Origin of the sequence: Adlercreutzia wanghongyangiae (genome assembly GCF_035989245.1) — a bacterium.
Lineage (GTDB): Bacteria > Actinomycetota > Coriobacteriia > Coriobacteriales > Eggerthellaceae > Adlercreutzia > Adlercreutzia wanghongyangiae.
The window spans coordinates 328,418-347,729 of the sequence record NZ_JAYMFF010000002.1; the positions used below are offsets into that span (position 1 = coordinate 328,418).

The 19,312-nt window shown below is 57.2% G+C and carries 16 protein-coding genes and 2 tRNA genes; 11 read left to right on the forward strand and 7 right to left on the reverse strand.

Annotated features, from left to right (window positions below):
• Positions 1 to 184: 184 nt before the first annotated feature.
• Positions 185 to 260, reverse strand: a tRNA-Ala gene (locus VIN30_RS01730).
• Between the two features lie 135 nt (positions 261 to 395).
• Positions 396 to 472, reverse strand: a tRNA-Ile gene (locus tag VIN30_RS01735).
• Positions 473 to 842: 370 nt separating this feature from the next.
• On the opposite strand from VIN30_RS01735, the gene VIN30_RS01740 reads away from it, so the two are divergent.
• Complete coding sequence (locus VIN30_RS01740) at positions 843 to 1,349, forward strand: bifunctional nuclease family protein (protein ID WP_338208785.1); 507 nt, start codon at positions 843 to 845, stop codon at positions 1,347 to 1,349.
• Positions 1,350 to 1,420: 71 nt separating this feature from the next.
• Here the strand turns inward: VIN30_RS01740 and gyrA are convergent, their stop codons facing one another.
• The 4 genes from gyrA to dnaN form a co-directional block, all read right to left on the reverse strand.
• Positions 1,421 to 4,270 carry a DNA gyrase subunit A gene (gene gyrA, locus VIN30_RS01745; RefSeq protein ID WP_326425061.1) on the reverse strand — a complete coding sequence of 950 codons (2,850 nt, stop codon included), beginning with the start codon at positions 4,268 to 4,270 and terminating at the stop codon, positions 1,421 to 1,423.
• A gap of 253 nt (positions 4,271 to 4,523) precedes the next feature.
• Positions 4,524 to 6,467, reverse strand: coding sequence for a DNA topoisomerase (ATP-hydrolyzing) subunit B (gyrB, locus tag VIN30_RS01750; protein WP_326425060.1), 1,944 nt, complete (start codon positions 6,465 to 6,467; stop codon positions 4,524 to 4,526).
• Between the two features lie 191 nt (positions 6,468 to 6,658).
• Positions 6,659 to 7,777 carry a DNA replication/repair protein RecF gene (recF, locus tag VIN30_RS01755; protein WP_338208788.1) on the reverse strand — a complete coding sequence of 373 codons (1,119 nt, stop codon included), beginning with the start codon at positions 7,775 to 7,777 and terminating at the stop codon, positions 6,659 to 6,661.
• Between the two features lie 78 nt (positions 7,778 to 7,855).
• The gene (gene dnaN / locus VIN30_RS01760; protein ID WP_326425056.1) at positions 7,856 to 8,956 is read right to left on the reverse strand and encodes a DNA polymerase III subunit beta; all 1,101 of its coding nucleotides are present in this window, start codon (positions 8,954 to 8,956) and stop codon (positions 7,856 to 7,858) included.
• Positions 8,957 to 9,708: 752 nt separating this feature from the next.
• Here dnaN and VIN30_RS01765 point away from each other — a divergent pair.
• From VIN30_RS01765 to VIN30_RS01810, 10 genes are all read left to right on the forward strand, one after another.
• Complete coding sequence (locus tag VIN30_RS01765; protein WP_326425054.1) at positions 9,709 to 10,746, forward strand: ATP-binding protein; 1,038 nt, start codon at positions 9,709 to 9,711, stop codon at positions 10,744 to 10,746.
• Positions 10,747 to 10,834: 88 nt separating this feature from the next.
• Entirely contained in the window at positions 10,835 to 12,445 is a 1,611-nt protein-coding gene (gene dnaA / locus VIN30_RS01770; RefSeq protein ID WP_338208791.1) for a chromosomal replication initiator protein DnaA, read from the forward strand.
• Between the two features lie 387 nt (positions 12,446 to 12,832).
• A complete protein-coding gene (rpmH, locus tag VIN30_RS01775; RefSeq protein ID WP_016310113.1) occupies positions 12,833 to 12,967 on the forward strand; it encodes a 50S ribosomal protein L34 in 135 nt (44 codons plus the stop codon).
• Between the two features lie 11 nt (positions 12,968 to 12,978).
• On the forward strand, positions 12,979 to 13,371 hold the full coding sequence (gene rnpA, locus VIN30_RS01780; protein ID WP_338208794.1) for a ribonuclease P protein component: 393 nt from the start codon (positions 12,979 to 12,981) through the stop codon (positions 13,369 to 13,371).
• Positions 13,346 to 13,588, forward strand: a complete 243-nt coding sequence (yidD, locus tag VIN30_RS01785; protein ID WP_338208796.1) for a membrane protein insertion efficiency factor YidD — start codon at positions 13,346 to 13,348, stop codon at positions 13,586 to 13,588. Before rnpA ends, yidD begins: the two co-directional genes overlap by 26 nt.
• A 29-nt stretch (positions 13,589 to 13,617) precedes the next feature.
• Positions 13,618 to 14,394, forward strand: a complete 777-nt coding sequence (locus tag VIN30_RS01790; RefSeq protein WP_338208797.1) for a YidC/Oxa1 family membrane protein insertase — start codon at positions 13,618 to 13,620, stop codon at positions 14,392 to 14,394.
• Between the two features lie 113 nt (positions 14,395 to 14,507).
• Positions 14,508 to 15,059 (forward strand): Jag family protein, encoded by a 552-nt coding sequence (locus tag VIN30_RS01795; protein WP_420915311.1) that lies wholly within the window; start codon positions 14,508 to 14,510, stop codon positions 15,057 to 15,059.
• An 89-nt stretch (positions 15,060 to 15,148) separates the two neighbouring features.
• The gene (rsmG, locus tag VIN30_RS01800) at positions 15,149 to 15,829 is read left to right on the forward strand and encodes a 16S rRNA (guanine(527)-N(7))-methyltransferase RsmG (protein WP_338208800.1); all 681 of its coding nucleotides are present in this window, start codon (positions 15,149 to 15,151) and stop codon (positions 15,827 to 15,829) included.
• A gap of 111 nt (positions 15,830 to 15,940) precedes the next feature.
• Positions 15,941 to 16,936, forward strand: coding sequence for a ParA family protein (locus VIN30_RS01805; RefSeq protein WP_338208803.1), 996 nt, complete (start codon positions 15,941 to 15,943; stop codon positions 16,934 to 16,936).
• The gene (locus VIN30_RS01810) at positions 16,929 to 17,987 is read left to right on the forward strand and encodes a ParB/RepB/Spo0J family partition protein (RefSeq protein ID WP_338208804.1); all 1,059 of its coding nucleotides are present in this window, start codon (positions 16,929 to 16,931) and stop codon (positions 17,985 to 17,987) included. The genes VIN30_RS01805 and VIN30_RS01810 overlap by 8 nt, the downstream gene beginning before the upstream one ends.
• Before the next feature lie 207 nt (positions 17,988 to 18,194).
• Here VIN30_RS01810 and rlmN read toward each other — a convergent pair whose 3' ends face one another.
• Complete coding sequence (gene rlmN, locus VIN30_RS01815) at positions 18,195 to 19,250, reverse strand: dual-specificity RNA methyltransferase RlmN (protein WP_338208806.1); 1,056 nt, start codon at positions 19,248 to 19,250, stop codon at positions 18,195 to 18,197.
• Between the last annotated feature and the right edge of the window lie 62 nt (positions 19,251 to 19,312).

Consider the following 19,312-nt stretch of genomic DNA (forward strand, 5'->3'; position numbering starts at 1 on the left):
CGGCTGATTCTTCTATGGTGGAGCGTAGGGGGATGCGGAAGCCCTGCTGCGCAGGTCTTCGAGACCTCGGCCTTCGGCCTCGGCCGCGAACAGTCCACTGGACTGTTCGCCCCTCGCGGGGTTCGATCCTTGGGAACCCCTATATACAAGAAGCCAGATCACATGACCTGGCTTCTGAAATACTTGGTGGAGCGTAGGGGGATCGAACCCCTGACCTCAGGCTTGCAAAGCCCGCGCTCTCCCAGCTGAGCTAACGCCCCATAGCGTGCACCGACAGCCATCGCTTTGCATGATCGGGGTATTCGACTGAGATTGATGCGGCCGATTTGGCCCGAAATATAATAAACGCTCCACCGGCTAACTCGGCTCACGGTGGAGCGTTTATCGCAAAGTAATGGTGGGCCCGAATGGATTTGAACCAGCGACCTCACGCTTATCAGGCGTGCGCTCTAACCAACTGAGCTACGGGCCCTTGAAAAAGTGCTTGACTATCTTACGACGAAACCAAGGGTGGGTCAAGGAAAAATTTCTTCGAATTGAAAAAATCATGCGGGCGGCGGCGAAAGACATCTTTCTCTTGTCCCAATAGGATCTTTTCTTACCTTCCGTGACAACTTCCCTCTCTTCCATGCACGAAAATCGACTTATATAGACTTTCGAGGAACCCCTAGGAACTACAAAGGTCTATATAAGTTCAAAAACATGCGTGCAGGAGTTATTGGCGCCTATATAAGTCGATTTTCGTGCATTTAGGGCAGTGATTTTGTCACCGATGAGGCTGCGACCGAAAAGGGCGAATTACAATGGCTGGTAAGCAAGAGAAATTTGATTGAAGGACAAGTATGGTTCCGTTGAAAGTGTTGACCTTAGTGGTCGCCGGGCCCAGCCAGCCTTCGGTGCTGGTACTGCAGCCTGTGGAGGAAACGCCCGCGGGGAAGGCGCGCATTGTTCCCATCTGGATTGGACCGCCCGAGGCAGCGCAGGTAGGCATGGCGCTGGAACAGGTGAAGCTCGACCGGCCTATGACGCACGATCTGTTCCTCGATGCGCTTACCAACCTTGATGCTCGCGTTGACTCGGTTGTTATTTATCGGGCTCGGGGGCAGGTATTCTATTCTCACCTGGTGCTCAGCCAGGCCGGGCGCCTCATCACCTTGGATGCGCGGCCGAGCGACGCCATTGCACTTGCCCTGCGCCAAGATGCGCCGATGTATATTGAGGAAGAAGTGCTGGATGCGGCTTCTTTCCCCTTCCTGTTCCGCGGCGAACAGCAAACAGAAGCGGAACTGGCCGAGTTCAAAACGTTCCTCGACCACATATCCCCCGAAGACTTCGGAGAACTTTCCTAGCTGCCTATACAAGAAGAGCCGCAGGTTGGTGCGGCTCTTCTTGTATATGACGGGCTGAAACCGAGCGGAGACTACTCCTCGGTCGCTTCGACCTCTACCTCTTCGACATCGCCGTCGTCGCCGTCGATGTCGTCGATAGCCAGCGAGCCGTCGGTGCTTTCCTCATCCAGCAAGTCGAGCTGGTTCTCGTCGACAGGGCCTTCCTTCTTGGCCTTCTTCTTGCCAGTGGAGGAGATGGCCACCGCGCACACCTTGTCCTTGTCGGCCACGTTCATCACCTTCACGCCCTGGGTGGAACGGCCGAGCTCGGAGATGCCCTTCACCGGGGTGCGCACGATGACGCCCTCCTCGGACACGATCATGATCTCATCATCGGGGCCGACGATCTTCATAACCGCCAGCAGACCCTTCTTGTGGGTCATGGTGATGGTGTACACGCCCTGGCCGCCGCGATGGTGCTCGGGGTATTCCTCGATCTTCGTGCGCTTGCCGTAGCCCTTCTCGGTAATCACGAACAGGTCGGTGCCGGGACGGGCGATTTCCATACCCAGCACATGGGCGTCGGCCGGCACGTTCATGCCGCGCACGCCCATGGTGCCGCGACCCATGGCGCGGGCCTCGGACTCATCCCACAGGATGGCCTTGCCGGCGGAGGACACCATGATGACCTTCTCGCCCTTGGCCACGCGCTTCACCGAGATGAGCTCGTCGTCTTCCTTCAGGTTGATGGCGATAAGACCGTCTCGGCGGGTGCGGTCGTACTGGTCCATGGAGGTCTTCTTCACGTTGCCCTGGGCAGTGGCGAACATGAGGAACTCCTCGGCGGGGAAGTCCTTCGTGGCGATAACGGCCGAGATGGACTCGCCCTTCTCAAGCGGCAGCAGGTTCACGATGGCCGTGCCGCGGGCATGGCGGCTGGCCTCGGGAATCTCGTACACCTTCAGGCGGTACACCTTGCCCTTGGTGGAGAAGAACAGCATGTAGGAGTGGGTGGAAGCCACGAACAGGTGCTCCACGAAGTCGGCGTCCTTCAAATTCACGCCCTGCATGCCCTTGCCGCCGCGCTTCTGCTGGCGATAGGTGCTCACGGGCAGGCGCTTGATGTAGCCGGCCTTGGTCATGGTAACGACCATGTTCTCCTCGGCAATGAGGTCTTCCACCTCGATATCCTTCGCCTCGCCGGTGATGCGGGTGCGGCGCGGATTGCCGTACTTCTTCTTGATCTCCTGCAGCTCTTCCTTGATGACCTCTTTCAGCAGGTTCTCGTCGGAGAGGATGCGCTTGTAGTAGGCGATCTTCTCGCGCAGCTCGGCCAGCTCTTCCTCGATCTTCTCGCGCTCCAGTCCGGTCAGGCGGCGCAGGCGCATCTCAAGGATGGCGTTGGTCTGCTTCTCGGACAGGCCGAAACGCTCGGTTAGGCGTGCGGCGGCTTCCTTGTCGGTCTGGGACGAGCGGATGATCTGGATGACCTCGTCGATGTTGTCGAGCGCGATGATGTAGCCTTCCAGGATATGCTCGCGCTCCTCGGCTTTGGCCAGCTCGTAGCGGGTACGACGGGTGACGACGTCCTTCTGGTGCTCGATGTAGTAGTGCAGAATCTCCTTCAGCGACAGCACGCGCGGAGTGCCGTTCACCAGGGCCAGCATGTTGGCGCCGAAGCCTACCTGCAGCTGGGTGTGCTTGTACAGCTTGTTCAGCACCACCTGCGGAATGGCGTTGCTCTTCAGATCGATGATGATATCGATGCCCTTGCGGTCGGCCGCGTCGTGGATGTTGCTGATCTCGGGCAGCTTCTTGTCGCGCACCAGCTCGCCGAGCTTCTCCAGCAGGCGCTTGCGGTTCACCTGGTAGGGGATTTCCTTCACCACGATGGACGAGCGGCCGTTCTTCTTCTCCTCGATCTCGCACTTCGCGCGGATGGTGAGGTTGCCATGGCCGGTCTCGTAGGCATCCAGAATGCCCTTCTTGCCCATGATGAGGCCACCAGTGGGGAAGTCGGGACCGGGCATCACCTGGAGCAGTTCCTCGGTGGTGACCTCGGGGTTGTCCATCATGAGGCAGGTGGCGTCGATGGCCTCGCCCAGGTTGTGAGGCGGGATATTGGTGGCCATGCCGACGGCGATGCCATTGGAACCGTTCACCAGCAGGTTGGGGAAACGGGAGGGGAGCACCGTGGGCTCCTGCAGGCTCTCGTCGTAGTTGGGTTGGAAGTCGACGGTTTCCTTGTCCAGGTCGCGCAGCAGCTCCATGGCCGGCTTGTCCAAGCGAGCCTCGGTGTAACGCATGGCGGCGGCGCTGTCGCCGTCGATGGAGCCGAAGTTGCCATGGCCGTCGATGAGGGGCAGGCGCAAGCTGAAGGGCTGGGCCAGGCGCACCATGGTGTCGTACACGGCCGAGTCGCCGTGGGGATGGTACTTACCGATAACGTCGCCGACGGTACGAGCCGACTTCATGTGCGGCTTGCTGGGCGTGTAGCCCGACTCGTTCATAGCGTACAGAATGCGGCGATGAACCGGTTTCAAGCCGTCGCGCACGTCGGGAAGGGCGCGGGACACGATAACCGACATGGAGTATTCCAGGAAGGAGGTCTGCATCTCCTTGCCCAGGAAGGCCGCGCGCACCGTGGTGCCCTCGCCGCCGTTGGCGCCCTCGATAATGGAGCCGTGGGGGTTCGGCATATCCACCATCATCGAGCGGGCGCGCTCCTCTTCGGAGACAAACGACGGGTCGTTGCCGTCGTTGCTGGCATCTTCCGCGTCCTCTTCCTCGTCGAGGGTGGAGCTGGCGCTGGCGAGCTCGGCGTCCTCATCGCCCTCGGCGTCGGTATCCACATCCTCGGCCAGGTATAGGGCGTCATCCTCGGCGGCCTCTACCTCGTCGCGCTCGTCGGCGTCGAAATTCTCGTCTTCAAAATCTGCCATCAGTTTCCTTTCTTTAGAAACTTACAGGTCATGTCCGGAAAGGGGGCGGGAGGGCCTGTTCGCAGCCCAGTTCACGCTGATCCCCTTCCGAACGCGATAACAGCAACAGCGAAGATGACGCACATTATTCGGTACCATCCCATCATCGTTGCTGCTGAAGTAGAAGCTATTGCTTAGCAATCGCGTTCTCCAGGGGGCGTTCAGAGGTCTGCGAACAGGCCCTCCCGCCCCCTTTCCTACTCCTACGCTCTTGTTAAATATCCAGGAAGCGGACGTCGCGGGCGTGCTTCTGGATGAACTCCTTGCGGGGCTCCACCTGCTCGCCCATGAGCTCGCTCACCACACGCTCGGCTTCCACAGCGTCGTCAATGTTCACCTGCAGAAGCGTGCGAGTAGCCGGCTCCATGGTGGTCTCCCACAGCTGCTCCGGGTCCATCTCACCGAGGCCCTTGTAGCGCTGCACGTCGAACTTGCTGGGGTCGTCGTACTCGGCCAGGGTGGCGGAAAGCGCCTTCTCGTCGTAAATGTAGCGCTCCACCTTGGGGCTGCGCGAGTTCTTCTTCTTCAGGCCGAAGATGGGCGGCTGGGCAATGTAGATGTAACCCAGGTTGATGAGCTCGGGCATGTAGCGGTAGAAGAACGTGAGCAGCAGGCAGCGAATGTGCGCGCCGTCAACGTCGGCATCGGTCATGATGATGATGCGGTGGTAGCGGGCCTTCTCGGCGTCGAAATCCTCACCGATGTTGGTGCCGATAGCCGTGATGAGCGAGCTGATGGTGTCGGAAGACAGCGAGCGGTGCAGACCGGCGCGTTCCACATTCAAAATCTTACCGCGCAGCGGCAGGATAGCCTGGAACTTACGGTCGCGGGCCTGCTTCGCCGAGCCGCCTGCCGAGTCGCCCTCTACAATGAAGATTTCGGACTGGCTGGCGTCCTTGCTGGCGCAGTCGGCCAGCTTACCAGGCATGCTGAACGAGTCGAGCACGTTCTTGCGGCGGGTCATCTCGCGAGCCTTGCGGGCGGCTTCGCGAGCCTTCAGGGCCTGGGTGGCCTTGCCGATGATGCGCTTGGCCGGCGTGGGGTTCTCCTCCAGGTACTCGGCGAGACCCTGGGTCACGGCGTTCTGCACCAGCGGGCGAATCTCGGTGTTGCCAAGCTTCGTCTTGGTTTGCCCCTCGAACTGCGGGTCGTGCAGCTTCACGGAAATGATGGCGGCCAAGCCCTCGCGCGCGTCCTCGCCGGAGAGGTTGGAATCCTTCTCTTTCAGCAGGCCCTTGGCGCGGGCGTAGTCGTTGATGGTACGCGTGATGGCCTGCTTGAAGCCGTCCATGTGCGTGCCGCCCTCGTGGGTGTTGATGTTGTTGGCGAAGGCCATCACCGAGTTCGTGGAATAGGAGCTGGACCACTGCAGGGCCACCTCTACCGTGCCGTCGGCGTTCTCGGCCTCGAAGTACACGGGCTTGTTCAGGGTTTCCTTGCCATCGTTCAGGAACTTCACGAAGTCGACGATACCGCCGAGCGCCTGGAACACCTCGGTGCGGGGGTTGCCGTCGGCGTCGGTCACGCGCTCGTCGTGTAGGATGATCTTCAGGCCCTTGTTGAGGAACGACATCTCGCGGAAACGGGCCGCTAGCGTGTCGTAGTCGAACGTGGTAGTCTCGGTGAAGATGTCGGGGTCGGGCCAGAAGGTCACCTTGGTGCCGGTGTGCTTCGCCGGGCCCACCTCGTGCAGCTTCGTCTTGGTCTTGCCGTGATCGAAGTCGATTTCGTAGGCCTTGCCGTCACGGCGCACCTGCACCTCCACCTTAGTGGACAGCGCGTTCACCACCGACACGCCCACGCCATGCAGGCCGCCCGATACCTTGTACCCCTCGCCGCCGAACTTGCCGCCGGCGTGCAGGATGGTGAGCACGACCTCGACCGTGGGGATTTTCTCCTTGGGATGCTTGTCCACGGGAATGCCGCGGCCGTTGTCGTCCACCGAGATGGAATTGTCTGCATGGATCCACACCTCGATGGTGTCGCAGTAACCGGCCAGGGCCTCGTCCACGGCGTTGTCGACCACCTCGTAGACCAGGTGGTGCAAACCGCGCGGACCCGTGGAGCCGATGTACATACCCGGGCGCTTGCGAACGGCTTCAAGGCCTTCCAGGACTTGAATGTCAGAACCGTCGTAATGATCTGGTTTTTGTGCCACTGACGCTCCTTCGCTCTTAACATAGAAAACGCGTCCGAAGCGGACGCTGACTGAGCGTCGATTATATCACGGACACGTATGGACAATTACCTATTTTTGAGAAGTTGCCCTCAAACGGCCTCTTTTAAAGGGTTCTGAGGGGCACTTTCGGTACCGTATGGGGAAAATATCGTTTTTTCCGCTTACATCGCTTAAATCGGCAGTGAGACCACGTTGCTGCGATCGAGCATGTTTTGGTCGAAATAGGCTAGGTTCGCGGTGGTGATGAATGTCTGGCTGCCGCGCTCCATAGCTTCCACCAGAGCGGCGCGGCGCACTCCATCCAACTCGCTCATCACATCGTCCAGCAGCAGCACGGGTTTTTGCTCCAGCAGCTCTTCCACCACCGCCGCTTCGGCGAGCTTGTAAGCTAAGACGATGGATCGCTGCTGGCCCTGGCTCCCATAGAGCGAGGCATCCTGTCCGTCCAGCAGGAACACAATCTTATCGGCGTGGGCGCCTACCACCGAACGACCGCGCCGCCGCTCTTCCGCCGCGCGCTCACGAAGCGCGCGGACCAGGGCCTCGCGGGCCTGGTCGCGCTGTATCGCAGCATCTAGCAGCGCAGGGTAGTTCCCCACCTCGGCGCGATCATCCCATGAGGGAATGTAGACCGCCGACAACGTTTCCCCATTCTGCGAGATATGGCGATATTTCTCCACCAAAGGCGGGATGATTCGCGCGAACAGGGCCGCACGATAGCAGGTCAGCTGGGAGCCGACGGTTATCACCATCTCGTTGACGGCCTCCACCAAGGCGGCGTCGGCTTCTTCCTTCAGCAGGCGATTCTTGTGGCGAATCACCTTCTCGTAGTCGAGGCGCACGGTGTGATAGCTCTTATTCACCTGCGACCCTAAAGCATCCAAAGCCGCTCGGCGCCCCGTCGCAGAACCTTTTACCAAATTCAGATCGTCGGGGGTGAACACCACCGAGGGAACCAAGCCCTTCAGATCGGCGGGCCGCTTCCCTTTTCCGTTCAGCTGGTAGCGGCGGCTGACACTATCGAGAGTCAGCGCCACATCCAGCAGCCGGTTGCCATCGCTGATAGACGCCTCCAGCCGTGCTGATTCGCTGCCATGGCGAATCAGCTGCTCGCGGGTAGCGTGGCGAAACGAGCTGAGCGCCGTCAGCAGCTGCACGCCTTCGATGATGTTCGTCTTCCCGATGGCGTTGCGCCCCACCAACACCGTAATCTCACCGAGATCGGACAAACGCAGGTGCTCGTAGTTGCGGAAATTCCTGAACTCGAGGGTGTTGATGCGCAAGGTCATAGGGCCACCCGCACGCCAAAGCGCCCAGGAGCGGGGCGGCTCGGAAGGCACCTATGGCGACGTTGCACGTGAAACATCTTAGGAAATGCGCACCGGCATAACCAGATACAGGAAGTTTTCCGGTTCAAGAGCGCGGAAGATGCCGGGCTTCATGGAAGACTGCACCTCGAGATACACCTCGTCGGTGGCGATGGAGCCCAGGCCATCCAGCACGTAGGCGTAGTTAAAGGCGATCTCGACATCTTCGCCCTCGATAGTGCAGGGCAGAATTTCCTGCGCGCTGCCCACATCCTGGCTGGCGGCAGTGATCTGCGCCGTTTGGGAAGCAGCGTTCAGATCGAAGCGCACCGGCGAGGCATTCGAACCCAACAGCGAGGCGCGGCGCACACTGGCCATCAGCTTGTCCACTTCCACCGTGGCGCGCGTGGCGTAGGAATCGGGCAGCAGCTGCTTGTAGTTGGGAAAGTTGCCCTCGATGCGGCGGTTGATGAACACGGTGTCCTCGCAGGTGACCACGATCTGGTTGTCGGCCAAAGCCAGCGACACCGGCGACTCGGTTTTGGGAAGCGAGGCAATTTCCGAGAGGAACGTGCCGGAGATGACCGCCTGGAACTCGTCGGCTGTGGTCTCGGGCAGCGGCGCATCGGTGATGGCCAGACGATAGGAGTCGGTGGCCACCATGCGCAGCACCCCGTTTTCCAAGGTGATCAGCACACCGGTGAGGATGGCGCGGCTCTCGTCCTTCGACACCACGCGCGAAACGCGCTTCACCATGGTGGAGAACTGCTGGAACGGAATCTCGATGCGCTGATGGGTTTCCACGCGCGGGAAACCGGGGAAATCCTCGGCATTCAAGGCGCGGATGGAGAACGACGAGGTGTCACAGGTGATAAACGCCTGGTCGTCACCAGCTTCCACATGCACCGCCGCGTCGGGAAGGTTCTTCACGATTTCGGAGAACAGCTTGCCGGGCACTACGGTGCGACCTTCTTCCTCGACCAGAGCTGCCACGGAATATTGGATGGACAGCTCGAGGTCGGTGGCCTGAAGGATGATTTTATCCCCCACAGCCTCGATGAGAATACCCGACAGCACAGGCAGCGTCGAACGCGTGGAAACGCCTTTCATCACAATAGAGAGGGCGTTGGACAGTTCGGTGCGGTTGATGCTCAGCTTCAAGACTCGGCCTTTCCTCCCGATGCGACAGCCGGAAAGGCTGTGCAGTGAACAAGCGATGTTCCGGTATTATAGCCCCCTTTTTCCACGGGGTTGAGACGGGCCGTCCCATCTTCGGCGGAACCACAGGAAGGATTCCGAAGGTTTTTCAACTATCCACCGCCTTTCTTTGTGGAAAAAGTTAATAACTTTGCCTTCTTCCAGGGTTTCGAGTGGAAAAACCCTCTTTTTCACGGTGGAGAGGTTAGCTGAAAGACGGTAGATAACTTTTCCCGACTGCAGCACTATGGCGGGATGGATTCGATTATCCATGATGTGAACTGGTAAAACTTTCGCTTTTATTCTTTGTTGAAGCCTTGTTCATACCTTTGTTCGAAAACCGCGGGAGGTATCGCAGGCTTTTTGCAGACTCTCCCCAAGAGTGGGCCGTTAAGGGCTATCGCACCGTTCTGTCAAGGGATTCGACCTGAGTTTTTAACATTTTCGGCTTTTTACCGCATTCAGTGATTTTTTCTCTTTTCAAACTTTTCCACATTTACTGAATAAATTGTTTATAACTCTGAATTCTGGTGAATTTCCCAGATAGTTAGTTGAAGAGTTTTCAACATTTTCTGAATTGTTGGGGGATTACTCACCGCCCATCCTGGAAGTTCCTGGAATATTGTTCAAAACTGTTGAAACAAGTTACAATATTGCGGAATTTTCTTTCCAAATAGGGAATACAAGACAGCTTAAACGGAATGATTTGGGAGAACATGGAAACTGAGAGCGTCCAGCACGGCACCGCCGTCACCGCGTTTGACTATACCTTTGTGGACACCGTGGGGCATATCGCCATTTACGACGACATGCGCAGCGAACCGCGGGTGATCGACATCCAACCGGCTGAAACCGCTGCCTATATAGAGGCGCTGGCCACAGGCGTGTACGAGCAAGCGCGGGGAGCAGGCGGTTCCATTCCCTACACGGTTATTCGCGAAGTGTCTGAAAACTTTATCCACGCTCAATTTAAAGAGGCCCTGGTCACTATCCTCGATCATGGCAATACCATCCGCTTCGCCGATCACGGGCCGGGTATCCCTTCGAAGGAAAAAGCCCAGATGCCAGGGTTCTCGTCAGCGGTAGAGCCCATGCGGAACTACATCCGGGGCGTGGGATCGGGATTGCCGCGCGTACGCGAATACCTGGAGCTCTCAAACGGAACCATCACTATCGAGGACAATCTGGGCACGGGGGCCGTGGTCACCATCAGCCTGGTGCGCGACAACCCGTCAGTAGATGAAAGCGATCCCGACTTCGACGACTACCGCTACGAACCCGCGGGGGCAGTGGCCGAGGTGCCCCTCGCTGCAACGACTCCGGCCGCGGCGCCCTATCCGTATCCCGCAGCGGTCGCGCCCGCTTACGCGCCGCCTGCCGCGCCCGCCTACGCCGCATATCCTTCCCAACCGGCGCCCTATCCCTCGCCGCAGCCCTATGGGGCGGCCACCTACGCCGCGCCCCAACCTGTACCCTACCCTGCCTACCAGGCAGCGCCGACAACCGTGCCTTACGGTTACCCCCCGGCTCACACGGCGCCGGCGCCGCATCTCAGCGAGCGCGACAAACAGCTGCTGTCGATCTTGCGCACCGACGGTCCACAGCGTGACGCCGACCTATCCCGCCTCACCGATATCCCCGGTTCCACCACGCACAACATGATGAAGAAGCTGGAGGAGGCAGGGCTGGTCTCATCGGTACGGGGACTGAAATCGCTCACAGATTACGGAAACTATATCGCCCAGAGCTTTTAACGGGCACGTCCCGCAAAACCCGTTGGTACAATAAACGATTACCGCGCCGACGGCCGTCGGCGCGAGCAAATCCTATCGAGGGAGCATGATGGACAGCGAGAAACTCAACGAGCAATGGGCCCGGGTGCGCACTCAGATAATGAGCTACCCCGAGGTGAACAGCGCGGAGATCAGCGCTTTCTTCTCTCGTCTCGAGCCGCAGGCAATGAGCGACTCCTTCCTTATGCTCACAGCGGGAAATGAGTTCATCAAAACCTGGGTAGAGCAACATTATCTCTCCCATATACAACGAGCCCTGCTCGACTTACACGGGGTGCCGTTTGCCGTGGCCATAGCAGTCGACCCCGCCCAAGAAGCCCGCGCAACGGGAACGCCCGCGCCACAGGCCGCCACTCCGCCGGCTCCCGCGCCGGCAGCGGCAGTGTCCTCGCCGGCAGCGCCCCCGGTGTCGTCGGCCCCTTCCGCGCCAGTGGCCGCACCCGCCGCGCCGGACTTCACCCCGACACCCAGCGCACCCACCGCAGACCAGCCCTTCGCCGCCCCCACCATGCCCGCGGTGCCGGAAAACCCGGTGGCTCCCGCCAGCGCGACACCCGAGAGCATCCCGACGGCGGCCGCTGAAACAACCGAGCCTCAGCCCGATAACCCAGCATCGGCCCTCACCTTCAGCAACTTCGTCATCGGCGAATCGAATCAGATGGCCTATTCCCTGGCCAACGAGGTGGCCGGCAAACCCGGACGCACCATCTTCAACCCGCTGTTCATCTACGGGAAAAGCGGCCTGGGTAAAACCCATCTGATGCGCGCCATCCAGAACTACATTGACAAAACCCAGCCCCACCTGCGCACGGTGTACGCCGATTCGGCCGATTTCCTCTCCAAGTACATGGAGGCCAGCGTCGCCCACGACCGCGAGAAGGCCAGCTTCAAGAACTTCAAGCACTATTACGAGGAAGCCGATGTGCTCCTCATCGACGACATTCAGTATCTGCAGAACAAGAAGCAGTGCCTCGACATGGTGTTCCAGCTGTTCAACTCCCTCACCGCCCAGGGAAAGCAGGTGGTGCTGTCGGCCGATCGGGCGCCGAAGAACATCGATGTGGACGAGCGATATTCGTCGCGATTCTCCAGCGGCGGCATCGTGGAGGTGCGGCCGCCCGATATCGAAACGAAGCTGGCCATCGTGAAACGGTTTGCCGACGAGTGCAGTCGCAACGAGGGTTTCTCCCAGTGTGCCATTCCCGACGACATTCAAATGTACATCGCCGAAAATTCCAGTTCGAACATCCGCGAACTGCTCAGCGCCGTGTCGAACGTGTTCTACCGCATGGTGTTCTCGGGCCAGTCCGACATCACCGTGGAAGGCGCCCGGGCGCTGTTGGAAAACCACTTCTCAGGCAGCATGGCCCGCAACCTTTCCGTGGAGGACATCCAGCGCGAAGTGGAGAGCTTCTTCAAAGTGAGCCATGCCGACCTGATCAGCAACAAGCGCAGCCGGTCCATCGCCTATCCGCGCCAGATCGCCATCTACCTGTGCCGTCAGCTGCTCGACCTTCCCTACGAGGATATCGGGCAGAAATTCAACCGCGACCATTCCACCGCCATCTACGCCGTCACGAACATTGAAACGCGCCTGAAGAAGGAGCGGGAGGTACAGGAGGAAGTGGAGACGCTGCAGAAGATCATCAGTGAACTATAGGTTCACAATTAGGGGAAAACATGAGTAAAACTCCCCCTCTTTTCCACCGTGGCGATGACATCTGTTGCAAGCCCTTTGAGAATCAGTGGAAAGCAGGTACAGGATCCTCACCGTGTTTGTTGAATAATTTCCCTGCTATGATCAGGTAAAACAGAAGGTTGCTGACTAATAAACCAAGCTTATTAATACAATTACCTTTACTCTCTTATAAAAGGACGGCACTCCTTCCCTCCCCTTCTTTTCCACCTTTTCCGTTCGCCCCATCAGAACCGCCCCCGCCCTCTTTCCGATGGCTTCTAGGTTTCACAGAAGTGCGCCGTTGACACCGCTTTTCTGTGGTATATAATTTGAAAGCTATTCTTTGAACCATGAAAGGGAAAGAAAACAATGAAACGCACCTATCAACCGAACAAACGCAAGCGCGCCAAGTGCCATGGCTTCCGTGCCCGCATGTCCACCAAGGGCGGTCGCGCTGTTCTCGCTTCCCGTCGTGCTAAGGGGCGCAAGCGCCTCACCGTCTAGGAGATCGCAGGTTGGAAACTATCACTTCCAGCACTGAGATTTCCCAGCTCTTCTCGTCGGGGAAAAGGATCAAGACTCCCTACCTGACGCTTATCGTAGGAGAGCGTGCCTGTGGGAAGCCCAGAGGAGACGTGGAGCAACACGGCCCAAGTGGTCGTGTTGCTTTTATTGCAGGAAAGAAGCTGGGGAACGCCGTATGGCGTAACCGGGCAAAGCGGCGTATGCGCGCCGTGTGTCGCGATTTAGGCGGGCCTTGGCCCGGCTTTGACGTGATCTTTCTGGCGAAGGGGTCTCTATGCCGGGTTTCCTATGGCAAAGTTCTGCAGACCTGTGGAGACGCTACGCGCCGCCTTGCTTCAGGTAAGGAGGGATGCTCGGGTGAAGAGAGCACGCGAACTTGCTAAGCGGTTGCCGGCTTTGCTGGCGATCGGCTTGATCATGTTCTACCGTGCGGCTATCTCGCCCCTGTTCCCCCCTTCCTGCCGGTTTGTTCCCACTTGCTCTGAATATGGCTTGACCGCCTTCAAGCGCTACGGCTTCTGCAAGGGCTTCGTGCTGACGGCGAAACGTATACTGAAATGCCGCCCGGGCGGCCCGCACGGGTACGACCCCGTTCCCTAGGGTCTGCGGCGACGTGAGAGGGACGAAACATGTGGGATATCTTTAAGGACTGGATCTTCGATGTCATCCAGTTCTTCTATGGCTTCTGCCACGACTGGGGCCTGGCTATCATTGTCGTGACGATCATCTTCCGTATCATCGTGGCGCCGCTGATGCACAAGCAGGCGAAGTCCTCGTATGATATGCAGAAGGTTCAGCCGAAGATCCAGGAGCTGAAGGAGCGCTTCCCCGACGATCCGACGCGTCAGTCTCAGGAGATGCAGAAGATCTACGCGGAGATGAAGTTCAATCCTCTGGCCGGCTGCCTGCCGCTGCTGCTTCAGATGCCTATCTTCCTGGCCCTGTTCCAGGTGCTGCGGGAGATGGGCGACCGCGTGGGCGATACCAGCTACTCGTTCTACAACCTGGTGCCCAGCTTGGTTACCACCCCCTCCCAGGCGTTTGGTGAGGGTTTTGGAACATTTGTTCCTTATCTGATCTTGATGGTCATCTTTGCTGGAGCTACGTTCCTGCCGATGATTTTGCAGCAGATGAACAGCACCAACAAGCAGCAGCGCAACCAGACTTTGATGATGGGCGGCATTATGTCGCTGATGATGTTGTGGATCTCCTGGGGTTCGCCCGCAGGCGTGTTGCTGTTCTGGGGTGCCTCTTCGCTGATCGGTATCGCCCAGAGCCAGCTGACCTTGGCCCATTGCCGGGCACAGGATCGACGCAAGGCCGAAGAAGAGGCCTTGGTTGTCAAGCCGGTTGAGGTTAATGTGACGCGTAAGGAAAAGAAGAAGCGTCCGAAGAAGAAGCGTTAATTCTCTTGTGGTTCCGGGGAATGTTTCATGTGAAACATTCCCCTTATTTGTCCGCGCATGAAGACTACAGGCGGACTCCCTTTCGATAAGAAGGAGCGAAAATGACTGAAGAGATGAATACCGAGACGGCCGACGAGACGGCGGTTGCAACTGAGGAGACTGAAGTTGTTTCGGAGTCTTCTGACGAGCTGGTTGTGACCGATGAGATGCTCGACTCCATCGCCGATACCGCCATCGCGGCGCTGCAGGATATCCTTCAGTATTTCAATGTGGGCGATGTTACCATCGATGAATATGAGGGCGAGGACGGTGAGCTGATCCTCGATATCAGCGGCGATGATATGGCCGTGCTCATTGGTCGTCACGGTAAGACTCTCGACGCCCTTCAGTTCATCGTGTCGATGATCACGGTGCGCACGATTGGCTTCCGTTATCCAGTGGTCGTGGATGTGGAAGGTTACAAGAATCGCCAGCGTCAGAAGCTGGAATCCATTGCCCATTCTTCTGCTAATCGTGCGGCAAGTCAGCATCGCAAAGTGGGCCTGCGGCCTATGACTCCTTACGAGCGTCGTATCGTTCACATTGCCCTGCGCGATGACGATCGCGTGGATACGGTGTCTGAGGGAGAGGGTTCCGCCCGCCATGTAGTGGTCGTCCCCCGCTAAGTTTCGCTGTTAGAGCAAAAGAGGGCGGGGTTACCCCGCCCTCTTTTTGTAATATGGTTGATGGTGTCGCCCGCGGCATGAGGAGAGAGATGGCAATGAGTGAGCATATGGTCAACGATCTGGCCCAACAATATCTCGATTTAGTGCTCGAGGCGAACAAGTCGATCAATCTCACACGTATCACTGATCGCGACGAGGCGGAGATGCTTCACTTGGAGGATTCCCTCGTGGGTCTTGATGAGGTGAATGAGGCACCTGCTGGCTTGTATGGCGACCTCGGATCGGGAGGAGGGTTTCCCGGTGTCCCTCTTGCTCTGGCAACTGGTCGTGAGACGGTCCTCGTCGATTCGGTGAAAAAAAAGATGGCAGTGGTCTCGCAGCTGATTGATCAGCTTGGATTGTCGAATCAGATTACCACCTGCGGCGACCGTATCGAAGACCTCGCTCTTGATCGCCCGGGTTCTTTTTCGGTGCTTACAGCCCGGGCTCTCTCTCGCCTTGTCTCCCTGTTGGAACTCTCCTCTCCTTTGCTGGTACGAGGAGGCCGTCTCGTATGCTACAAGGCTCAGGTATCCGACGAGGAATTGAACGAGGCGCTTGCAGTGCAGGATCTACTGGGAATGAAGTTGATATCTGAGCGAAAAACGCTTCTCAGTGATGGCGAGACAGCTCGAACGATCCTAGTTTTCGAAAAGATGGCCCGCGCTCGGCTGAAGTTGCCTCGCCGTGTTGGCGCTGCCCAGAAAACCCCTTTGAAGCCGCGTCCGTAAGGAAGGTTGTTTCACGTGAAACAACCTGATTGCCCTGCCGTTCCAATGAAAGACTCTCCGAGGTGAGAAGTCCGATGCTATACTGTGCTGCATGTTAGGAAGGAGGTTCCTGTGGGATTCTTTGATGGTCTTAAACGAGACAACAAACCAAGCCAGACTGTCGATTCTGACGCAAACCCCCAGAACCCAAGTGAATCGGCTCGCGTTGAGCAGATTTACCAAGAACCGGATCCCGAGACGATCGAGGTTCAAGTTCGCGATGTGGAGCCAAGCTATTATGCTGAGGTTCCCTCTCAGCCGTTGAAGACGTACAAGGATAAAGCTCCTGTGCGTCACGCGATCGGGCAGACCAAGATTATCGCCATTATCAACCAGAAGGGCGGTGTCGGAAAATCCACCACTGCCATCAACCTCGGTGCTGCTCTGGGTGAGATGGGCAAGCAGGTGTTGCTGGTCGACCTTGACCCTCAAGGGAATTGCTCAAGCGGACTCGGGGTGGAGAAGAACCTTATTCAGCAGTGCATCTATGACGTGCTCTTGAACGACGTCCCTATTGAGGATGTAATTATTCCCGATATAGCCGAAGGTTTAGATATTGCGCCGGCAACGATTAACCTAGCCGGCGCTGAAGTTGAGCTAGTGTCCGAGATGGCCCGTGAGAACCGCCTCAAGGATGCAGTGGGCGGTATGCGCGGCCGCTATGATTTCATTCTCATTGATTGTCCTCCATCGCTTGGATTGCTGACGGTGAATGCTTTGGTGGCTGCTGATAAGCTGCTGATTCCCATCCAATGCGAGTTTTATGCATTGGAAGGTGTGACAAAACTCCTTGATTCGATGAAACGTGTCAAATCTCGCCTTAATCCGACATTGGACATCTACGGCATCTTATTGACTATGTACGATAGCCGCACCACTCTGTCGAAGCAGGTGGTTGACGAGGTGCGGGAGTATTTCGGGCGCTTGGTGTTCTCCACGCCCATTCCTCGTACGGTGAAACTTTCGGAGGCTCCGAGCTTTGGGCAGCCGATTACTCAATATGACCCCAAGGGGAGAGGTTCCCTTTCCTATATCGAACTTGCAAAGGAAGTGATTGCCCGTGGCTAAGCCAGAACGTCGTGGTGGATTGGGACGAGGTCTGGGTTCGCTGCTTCCCGGTTCTTATGATCCGGTAACTCCTGCTGCTCCGGGTCCTGATCGTCAGCGTGTGACTATTGCCGTTGAGGAGGAAGCTGCTCTGGAGGCACCGGTTTCTACGCGCCCTGCGTATACGCCCTCTGAGGAGACAGTGACTGACGAGGTTCTTTCTGAGCCGATTCCCCGCGAAGTGTCGGCTCCTGCGCCCTTAGCAGAGCCCAGCGCAGTGAAAGTGGCTGACGAGGTGCCGCTGGAGATGATCTCTCCTAATCCGGATCAGCCTCGCACTCAGTTTAAAAAAGAGGAAATTGACGAGCTGGCGGCCTCTATTGAAAAGGATGGGCTGTTGCAGCCTATTCTGGTACGCCAAATGGAAGATGGCTCGTATCAGATTATTGCCGGTGAGCGCCGTTGGCAGGCTTCCCGGGCTGCAGGTTTGAGCACAGTCCCCATTCGGGTGACGGAGGCCGACGATGATCAGGCCTTGGAACTGGCGTTGATCGAGAACATCCAGCGCAGCGATCTGAATCCAATTGAAGAGGCTTATGGATACCGTCGCCTGATGGAGCGTCGTTCTATGACGCAAGCTGAGGTAGCCCAGGCGGTTTCCAAAGGCCGTTCGACCGTCGCCAATGCTCTTCGCCTACTCGATCTTCCCGAAGAGGCGCAGCAATTGCTCTTCGAGGAAAAGATTACAGCGGGCCATGCTCGCGCTATTCTCTCAGTGCCCACCCAGGAGGGTCGCGCCACGCTGACGAATAAGATCGTTGAAGGCAATATGACGGTGCGTGAGGCTGAGAACTTGGCTCGACTTCTCTCGGGTAAGAAGGAGTCCGCGAGTGCGCCTCGTCCGGCAATGCCTGCTGTCTATAAATCTGTAGCGAAGACGCTACGTGAGACGCTTCACACCAATGTGCGTGTTAAATCGTCAAAGGGAAAGAACAAGATCGAGATCGAGTTCAAAGATGAAGAGGACCTCCAGCGCCTTTTCAATGAAATTGTCAATGGCGAGGACGAGTAGCCAACTGCCTCTCCGATTTCAAAAGCCGTATGTTTCACGTGAAACATACGGCTTTCTTTTTTACCCGTTGATGTGCTCTCTCAACCGATGTAACCATTCTTTTCAAAAGAGCTGGCTGCCTGAGAGAAGACAACCACTGAACCATATATTTAAGTTTTTCTAGGACGGGTAAGAGGTCGAAGAAAATGCTTTACATAATCCTCTTGTTTACTTTGTTTCACGTGAAACAAGTTTGTTCTTCAACTGTCCGCATGCACCATCAATATCGGCGCCCCTTGATTTCCTCATGCTCGTTTCTACTCCATGCTTCATGAGAATCTTTGTCCAATGATTAACCGTTTGCATTGAAGCCGGTTGGTAAGGGGCTCCTTCCACAGGGTTCATGGGAAGAAGATTGACATGGCAGAGTAACCCGTCGCAGAAGGAAACAAGAGCGTTCAAATGATCCTCGGAATCATTGACCCCGCGAATAAGAAGGTACTCGAGAGTTACCCTTCGATTGGTTTTCGCGATATAGTCCGAGAGCGCTTGCTTGAGCTGCGGCAGCGGCTGATGAGCCACCTGAGGCATCAGGAGGTCGCGAGTGTCCTGGATTGCCGCATGAAGCGAAACGGCCAGGGTGAACTGTTCGGGTTCGCGAGAAAAGCGTTCGATGCCAGTGATCAGTCCGCAGGTGGACACGGTTATACGGCGTGCTGCGATATTGAAATCGTTATCGCTGTTCATCATCTGAAGTGCTGCCAGTACTTCCTCGTAATTGAGAAATGGCTCACCTTGCCCCATCACAACGATGTTGCTCACCCGGGAGTTGAAGTCGTTTTGTACTGCGGCAACCTGCTGCACTAGCTCCGATGCCGTGAGGTTGCGCGTGAATCCTTCTTTTCCCGTGGCGCAAAATGAGCACTTCATTGGACATCCCACCTGCGACGATACGCAGACAGTCAATCGTTCGATAGTGCCATCATCGCCAAAGGAGGGCATTCCAACGGTTTCCACTAAGCGGTTGTCGTGCAACTGGAATACGTACTTGCGCGTTCCGTCTTGCGAGATTTGGCGATCAAATAATTGGAAACTGTCTAAAGGGAAGGCCTCAGAAAGATGATCTCTCAGTTGGCGAGGGACGTTCGACATCTCATCGTAGGATGAGCAGTGCTTTTGATGAAGCCATTGGTGGATCTGTTTTGCTCGAAAGCGAGGATGGCCCCATGACTCGACAAGATCGGTCAAGGAATCAAGATTGAGTTTGAGAAGTTCGTTATTCATGGGCTCCATTATAGACAATCGGTTGCCTCTGATATACTTTTCTCAGCTATTCCCCGTCCAGA